The 7,580-nt window shown below is 74.0% G+C and carries 7 protein-coding genes; 5 read left to right on the top strand and 2 right to left on the bottom strand.

The features are described from left to right. Positions 1 to 152: 152 nt before the first annotated feature. Positions 153 to 830, top strand: coding sequence for a response regulator transcription factor (locus ACIQCZ_RS39280; protein ID WP_351077455.1), 678 nt, complete (start codon positions 153 to 155; stop codon positions 828 to 830). A gap of 13 nt (positions 831 to 843) precedes the next feature. Here the strand turns inward: ACIQCZ_RS39280 and ACIQCZ_RS39275 are convergent, their stop codons facing one another. Beyond that, entirely contained in the window at positions 844 to 1,956 is a 1,113-nt protein-coding gene (locus tag ACIQCZ_RS39275; RefSeq protein WP_402290525.1) for a DUF5937 family protein, read from the bottom strand. A gap of 105 nt (positions 1,957 to 2,061) precedes the next feature. Between ACIQCZ_RS39275 and ACIQCZ_RS39270 the strand changes: the two genes are divergently transcribed. Continuing rightward, a complete protein-coding gene (locus ACIQCZ_RS39270) occupies positions 2,062 to 2,256 on the top strand; it encodes a hypothetical protein (protein ID WP_402290518.1) in 195 nt (64 codons plus the stop codon). Between the two features lie 124 nt (positions 2,257 to 2,380). Here ACIQCZ_RS39270 and ACIQCZ_RS39265 read toward each other — a convergent pair whose 3' ends face one another. After that, a complete protein-coding gene (locus ACIQCZ_RS39265; protein ID WP_402290515.1) occupies positions 2,381 to 3,631 on the bottom strand; it encodes a threonine aldolase family protein in 1,251 nt (416 codons plus the stop codon). 187 nt (positions 3,632 to 3,818) lie between these two features. Here ACIQCZ_RS39265 and ACIQCZ_RS39260 point away from each other — a divergent pair, with 187 nt between their 5' ends. From ACIQCZ_RS39260 to ACIQCZ_RS39250, 3 genes are read left to right on the top strand one after another with little or no spacing between them, the layout of a single operon-like run. Next, the gene (locus ACIQCZ_RS39260; protein ID WP_391746162.1) at positions 3,819 to 4,769 is read left to right on the top strand and encodes a Rossmann-like and DUF2520 domain-containing protein; all 951 of its coding nucleotides are present in this window, start codon (positions 3,819 to 3,821) and stop codon (positions 4,767 to 4,769) included. Further along, positions 4,766 to 5,839 (top strand): pantoate--beta-alanine ligase, encoded by a 1,074-nt coding sequence (gene panC / locus ACIQCZ_RS39255; RefSeq protein ID WP_402290513.1) that lies wholly within the window; start codon positions 4,766 to 4,768, stop codon positions 5,837 to 5,839. The genes ACIQCZ_RS39260 and panC overlap by 4 nt, the downstream gene beginning before the upstream one ends. Continuing rightward, the gene (locus ACIQCZ_RS39250) at positions 5,836 to 7,578 is read left to right on the top strand and encodes an L-aspartate oxidase (protein ID WP_402290510.1); all 1,743 of its coding nucleotides are present in this window, start codon (positions 5,836 to 5,838) and stop codon (positions 7,576 to 7,578) included. Before panC ends, ACIQCZ_RS39250 begins: the two co-directional genes overlap by 4 nt. Positions 7,579 to 7,580 lie beyond the last annotated feature (2 nt).

The raw sequence follows: 7,580 nt of genomic DNA, 5'->3' as shown, positions 1-7,580 counted from the left end.
CCCTCGTGCCGGCCGCACTCGGGTGATGCGACAACGCGGCGAGGTGCCGTACCGGGCGCCGCGAGCCGGTGAACCTTTCCGGCCACAGCACTAGCCAGAACTTCGGATCCTTGCGGGACAGACAGCAGGACAGACAGGAGACAGGACACCTCATGGCCATCCGCGTGATGCTCGTCGACGACCAGGTGCTGCTGCGCACCGGCTTCCGGATGGTGCTGGCCGCCCAGCCGGACATGGAGGTCGTGGCCGAGGCCGGCGACGGCGCGGAGGCGATCGAGATCCTGCGCTCCACCGCCGTCGACGTGGTGCTGATGGACGTCCGGATGCCCAGGCTCGACGGGGTCGAGGCCACCCGGCGCATCTGCGCGCAGCCCGGTGCGCCGAAGGTGCTCATCCTGACCACGTTCGACCTCGACGAGTACGCCTTCTCCGGGCTGAAGGCCGGGGCCAGCGGCTTCATGCTCAAGGACGTGCCGCCGGCCGAACTGCTCGCCGCGATTCGCTCCGTGCACAGCGGTGACGCCGTGGTCGCCCCGTCCACCACCCGCCGACTGCTCGACCGCTTCTCGCCGATGCTGCCGAGCGGCAACAGCGAACCGCAGCACAAGGGCATCGCCAAGCTCACCGAACGCGAACGCGAGGTGATGCTGCTGGTCGCGCAGGGGCTGTCGAACGGCGAGATCGCGGCCCGCCTGGTGCTCTCCGAGGCGACCGTGAAGACGCATGTGGGCCGCATCCTCACCAAACTGAACCTGCGTGACCGGGTGCAGGTCGTCGTCCTCGCGTACGAGACGGGGCTGGTCAGGGCAGGCGGGGGCGGGGCGGGCTGACCCGGACCCCGGTTCAGCGCAGGATGCCCTCCAGGAAGTCGCTGCCGAGCCGGGCCACCACGGTCAGGTCCAGCTGGTGCTGGACGTAGCGGCCGCGCCGCCTGGTGGTGACCAGGCCCGCCCTCTTCAGCGCCGCGAGGTGCCGGGAGACCTCGGGCGCCGTGATGCCGTACGTGTCGGCGAGTTCGCCGGTCGTGTACGCGGACCGGGCGAGATGACGGCACAGGCGCATCCGCATCGGGTGGGCCAGCGCCTCCATGCGCAGCTGGAGCAGTTCCACGGAGGAGGAGGACAGCTCGGGGCGGTGCACCGGGTAGTGGATCACGGGGCGCCAGCCCGGCGCGTGCAGCAGGTTCAGGTGCGGCCAGCCGAAGGCGGACGGGACGAGGGTGAGTCCGGGGCGGCCGACAGCCGGGTCCGCGGCATCGGCCCGGCCCTCGGTGAGCTTGTCGGCGCTGATCCGGGTCCCCGCCTCGTCGAGCGAGAGTGCCGTGGACACCGCGCCTATCGCCTCGCGGAGCCCCTTGCGGCGCAGCAGATCCGTCTTGTGCCGGGCGTCGGCGACCAGCTGGACCTGCACCCTTCGCCAGGTGTCGGAGAAGAACGCCTGGTCGCAGTCCTCGAACAGGCGGCGGATCCAGCGGCGCAGGGGGGCGGGGTCGGCCAGCATCTGCTGGGTGAACTCCACCTGCTGGGGGCCGCGCGCCGCCGCCATGTCCAGGGCGCGGGCGCGCATCGTCGCGTCGCAGAGCGGGGAGGGCGCGCCGAGCCCGTACAGGCTGGAGCAGGTGAACTCCAGGGCGGCGGCGACGAACCGCTCGTCGTCCAGCCGGTCGAGGATGTCCAGGTCCTCGGCGAGGTTCGCGCCCGTCCTGCCGTTGCCGCCACGGACTCCGGCGAACGGCAGGAAGATGTCCGAGAACGTGTTGCGCCAGAGGAACTCGGCCTCGTGCAGCCGGTCGGCGAGGTCGGGTTCCAGCGCGCTGGCGGTCGCCGTCGCCCAGCCGTGCAGCCCCGGGTGGTGTCCGGGTTCGGAGAGGGCATGCAGGGCGAGCCCCAGCTCGGCGAGGGGGGAGGTCTCGAAGACGATGCTCTCGGGCGCCAGCCCGGCGATGTCGATGTGCACGCTCACCCCTCCATGGTGCGGGGTGAGCGCAGAAGGTCACGTGCCATTTGACGGTGGTCGTCAATCGGTGGGCCGGACCGGCCGGGCGCGGCCCACGCTGAGAGCATGGACGCCATTCAGCAGCACATGTTCGACAGCTACCGGGCGGCTCAGCGAGGTGAGCTGCCGCCGCCACTGCCGGGACGGCATGAGTGGGGGGTGGTGCGCGAGGCACGCGACCGACGCCGCTTCGATCTGGTGATCGCGGGCCGCCCGGCGCGCCGCCGGTGGCGGACGGCGCTACGGGCGCTGTTCACCTGACTCCACTGCGCCGGTGTCATCGCGCCGACGCCGCCGGCCGGTGCGACGTCCGAGGACCGAACCGTCCGGGCGGCGCCCCTGGGGCAGACGTGTCCGGCCACCCGATCGGCCCGGCCGCCTCCCGTCAGGCCAGCCGCTTCACGAACTCCGCCACTGCCCCGCGTACGTCCTGCGCCGTCCACTCCAGGCCTTCGCGTCCCACCGTGACCTCGGTGAACGACACCCCGGGCGGCCCGGCAGCCGCCGGGTACCAGTTGCGGAAGAGCGCCACGCCCGTCTCCTCGGCCTGCCGCACCGCCGCCTCCGTCAGGACGTCCGCCTCGTACGGCAGCCACACCTGGAACTGATGCGTGTGCGGTGGTTCCGGATGCACCCGGAACCACCCGGCGCCGGCCGCCGACAGGCCCTCGGCCAGCGCCGCGGCCACCACCTTGGCCTGGGCCACGTACGACGGCAGGCTCGGCAGCTCCCGATCCAGACCGATCAAAGCGGCGAGCGCCGCCGGGAACTGCTGGAAGAGCTGCCCCCCGTACCGGTGCCGCCAGGTACGGGCCTCCTCGATCAGCGATTCGGGCCCGGCCAGCGCGGCCCCGGAGATTCCGCCGAGGGTTTTGTAGAACGAGACGTACACGCTGTCGGCCAGCGCCGCGATCTCCGGCAGCTCCCGCCCGAAGTGGGAGGCGCATTCCCACAGCCGCGCGCCGTCGAAGTGCACCACCGCATCGCGTTCCCGGGCGGCCGCCACCACGGCCTCCAGCTCCTCCCACGTCGGCAGGACGAAACCGGCGTCGCGCAACGGCAGCTCCAGCATCAGCGTGCCGAACGGTTCGGCGAAGTCCTGGATCTCCCGCGCCGTGGGCAGCCGGGGCTCGGACGTCGGATGGACGGTACGCAGCCCGCTCACCGCCCCCAGCGCGCCGCGCTCGTGCACCTCGGGGTGGGCCAGGGGGTGCAGCGCCACCGTGGGATCACCGGTCCGCCCGGCCCAGCACCGCAGCGCGACCTGCTGCGCCATCGTCCCGGTCGGGAAGAACGCGGCGGCCTCCGTGCCCAGCAGGCCGGCGATCCGCCCCTCCAGCTCGGCGACGACGCCGTCGCCGTAGATGTCCGCGGGGCGGTCCGGATCGGTGACCGACCCGGCTCCCGCCGCCAGCGCGGCCAGCCGCTCACCGAGCGGAAGGTGCATGGGCGGCCTGACCAGGACCCGCTCGGCCGCGCGCCAGGCGCTCAGCCTGCGCAGCCGCTGTGCCTCCTCCCGCGACGGCTCCGGCTCGCGCGCCGGAGCGTCCTCGGCCTGCCCGACCTGTGCCGTGCCGTCCCGTGCCCCGCCCCGCGCCTGTCGTACCTGCTGATCCGTGTCCGGCGTGTCTGTCATGGGACGATCATCACGCAGAGTGCGGCTCGCACCTGAACGAATTCCGGGCCCACCAGACCCCGGGCCGTGCCGCGCCGGACTTTTCCCACAGGCTGTGGACAGCCGGGAACCCGGACGAAACGCTGGCGTAGCATGCAGAGGAATCGTCCGGTACCCCCCGCGGACTGGAACGGAAGGCCACCGCCGCGTGAATGCAACAGCCCCCAAGGAGCCCCTCGACGCGAGGGACCGCCCCGCCCGCCTCACGGTCGGCGTCGTCGGCGCGGGCCGCGTCGGCCCCGCCCTCGCCGCGTCCCTGCAGCTCGCCGGGCACCGACCGGTCGCCGTGTCGGGTGTCTCCGACGCGTCCGTGCGCAGGGCGGCCGCCCTGCTCCCCGACGTACCGCTGGTGCCGCCCGCCGAGGTCCTCGCGCGTGCCGAGCTGGTGCTGCTGACCGTCCCCGACGACGCCCTGCCCGGCCTGGTCGAGGGCCTCGCCGAGACCGGCGCGGTACGGCCCGGACAGCTGATCGTCCACACGTCCGGGCGGTACGGGACGAAGGTGCTGGACCCGGCGCTGCGGGCGGGCGCCCTGCCGCTCGCCCTGCACCCGGCGATGACGTTCACCGGCACCTCCGTCGACGTCCAGCGGCTGGCCGGCTGCTCCTTCGGCGTGACCGCCCCCGAGGAGCTGCGGCTCGCCGCCGAGGCGCTGGTCATCGAGATGGGCGGCGAGCCCGAATGGATCGCGGAGGAGTCCCGCCCGCTCTACCACGCGGCGCTCGCCCTCGGCGCGAACCACCTGGTCACCCTGGTCGCCCAGTCGATGGAGCTGTTGCGTACGGCCGGGGTCGCCGCCCCCGACCGGATGCTCGGTCCCCTCCTCGGCGCCGCGCTCGACAACGCCCTGCGCTCCGGCGACGCGGCCCTGACCGGCCCCGTGGCCCGCGGCGACGCCGGTACCGTCGCGGCGCACATCGGCGAGCTGCGCGAGCACGCTCCGCAGGCCGTGGCCGGCTACGTCGCGATGGCCCGTGCCACCGCCGACCGCGCACTCGCCCACGGCATGCTCAAGCCGGAGCTGGCCGAGGACCTGCTCGGCGTCCTCGCCGACGGCACCGGAACCACGGGCGGCACCGGATCACAGGAGCCCCGATGACCCACACGACCGGCAGGCCCGGCGCGCCGCACACGCCCGGCGCCCCGACCCGTGCACCCGGCACCGCCCCGGCGGCCCCCCTGCTCCGTACGGCCGCCGAACTCGCCGCGTTCGCGCCCCGCAAGGGGCCGCGGGCCGTCGTCATGACCATGGGCGCCCTGCACGAGGGCCACGCCACCCTGATCCGTACCGCACGCGCGGCCGCGGGTCCGGACGGGCAGGTCGTCGTCACCGTCTTCGTCAATCCGCTCCAGTTCGGCGAGGCCGCCGACCTGGAGCGCTACCCCCGTACCCTCGAAGCCGATCTCGCCGTGGCGGGCGCCGCCGGGGCGGACGCGGTCTTCGCACCGTCCGTCGAGGAGGTCTACCCCGGCGGCGAGCCGCAGGTCCGGATCTCGGCGGGGCCCATGGGCGAGCGCCTGGAAGGGGCGTTCCGCCCCGGGCACTTCGACGGCATGCTCACCGTCGTCGCCAAGCTCCTGCACCTCACCCGGCCCGATGCCGCGTTCTACGGGCAGAAGGACGCCCAGCAGCTCGCGCTGATCCGCCGGATGGTGCGCGATCTGAACTTCCCGGTCGAGATCGTCGGCGTGGAGACGGTCCGCGAACCGGACGGCCTCGCGCTCTCCAGCCGCAACCGCTTCCTGGACGCGGAGGAACGGCACACCGCCCTCGCCCTGTCCCGGGCCCTGTTCGCAGCGCGGGACAGGCTCGCCGCCCAGCAGGCGCTGCACGCCCGCGCGCAGACCACCGCGGCGACCACCGGCCGGGCCGCCGCCCTCACCGCGCTCGGCGAGACCCGGGCGGCGGCCGACACCCAGGCGGTGGCCCTGGCCCGCCCCGTGGACGGACCCGCGGCGGTACGCGCCGCGGCGCAGTTGATCCTGGAGGACGCGGCCGCCGAACAGCCGCCGCTCGCCCTCGACTACCTCGCGCTCGTGGACCCCGCCGACTTCACCGAGATCCCCGACGACCGCACCACCGGTGACGCGATCCTCGCCATCGCCGCGAAGGTCGGCAAGACCCGCCTCATAGACAACATCCCGCTGACCTTCGGAGCCACCACGTGACCGGAATACGGCTGACCGCCCCCGCCCCCGGCTGGTCCATCGACGCCGATGTCGTGGTCGTCGGCTCCGGCGTGGCCGGTCTGACCACCGCGCTTCGCTGTGCGGCCGCGGGCCTCGCCACCGTCGTCGTGACCAAGGCCCGCCTCGACGACGGCTCCACCCGCTGGGCGCAGGGCGGTATCGCGGCGGCCCTCGGCGAGGGCGACACCCCCCAGCAGCACCTGGACGACACCCTGGTCGCGGGCGCGGGCCTGTGCGACGAGTCGGCGGTACGGACCCTGGTCACCGAGGGCCCCGACGCTGTGCGCAGGCTGATCGGGACCGGCGCCCATTTCGACACCACGGACAGCGGCGACATCGCCCTGACCCGCGAGGGCGGCCACCACCGCCGCCGCATAGCCCACGCGGGCGGCGACGCCACGGGCGCCGAGATCTCCCGCACCCTGGTCGAAGCGGTCCGCGAAGCCGCCCTGCACACCGTCGAGAACGCGCTGGTCCTGGATCTGCTCACGGACGCCGAAGGCCGGACCGCGGGCGTCACCCTGCATGTCATGGGCGAGGGCCAGCACGACGGCGTCGGCGCGGTCCGCGCCCCCGCGGTGGTCCTCGCCACCGGAGGCATGGGCCAGGTCTTCTCCGCCACCACCAACCCGGCGGTCTCCACCGGCGACGGCGTGGCCCTGGCGCTGCGGGCCGGCGCGGAGGTCTCCGACCTCGAATTCGTCCAGTTCCACCCGACTGTCCTCTTCCTCGGCGCCGACTCCGAGGGCCAGCAGCCCCTGGTGTCGGAGGCGGTACGGGGCGAGGGCGCCCATCTGGTCGACGCGTCCGGCACGCGCTTCATGGCCGACCAGCACGAACTGGCGGAACTGGCCCCGCGCGACATCGTCGCCAAGGCCATCACCCGTCGGATGCAGCTGCACGGCACCGAGCACATGTATCTCGACGCCCGGCACTTCGGCGCCGAGATGTGGGAGCGGCGCTTCCCCACGATCCTGGCGGCCTGCCGTGCCCACGGCATCGACCCGGTCACCGAACCCATTCCGGTCGCGCCCGCCGCGCACTACGCCTCCGGCGGCATCCGCACCGACCTGCGGGGACGTACGACGGTGCCCGGCCTGTACGCCTGCGGCGAGGTCGCCTGCACCGGCGTGCACGGCGCGAACCGGCTGGCGTCCAACTCCCTCCTGGAGGGGCTCGTCTTCGCCGAGCGCATCGCGGCCGACATCGTCGAGGAGCGCCCCCGCGCGGGCGCCCCGACGACCGACGCGCTGTCCGACCCCTCGCCGCTGCTGGTCCCCGAGGCACGCACCACGATCCAGCGGATCATGACCCGGGGCGCCGGGGTCCTCCGCTCCGCCGAGAGCCTGGCCGCCGCCGCCGAGGAGCTGGAGGCTCTGCACGACGGTGCCGCCCGTGCCGCCGAGGCGACCGAGCCCAAGGTCGCGGTACCCGGGGTCGAGGCGTGGGAGGCCACCAACCTGCTGCTCGTCTCGCGCGTCCTGGTCGCCGCCGCCCGTCGGCGCGAGGAGACCCGTGGCTGCCACTGGCGCGAGGACCGGCCCGAGCGCGACGACGAGAACTGGCGCCGTCACCTCGTCGTCCGGCTCACCCCGGAGCGTCAACCGGTCCTCCGTCGGACGGAGACCGAGGCATTCGGGCCCGTACGCCCCACACAGGCACCAGACTGCGCAGCAGCACCCCCGACCCACCCCGCCGACGTCACCGAGGAGCCGTAACC

It is taken from the genome of Streptomyces sp. NPDC093149, assembly GCF_044754145.1.
In the GTDB taxonomy this organism is placed as follows: Bacteria; Actinomycetota; Actinomycetes; order Streptomycetales; family Streptomycetaceae; genus Streptomyces.
The sequence above is the reverse complement of the archived record's forward strand: the minus strand, read 5'-3'. Positions and strand labels throughout refer to the sequence as shown.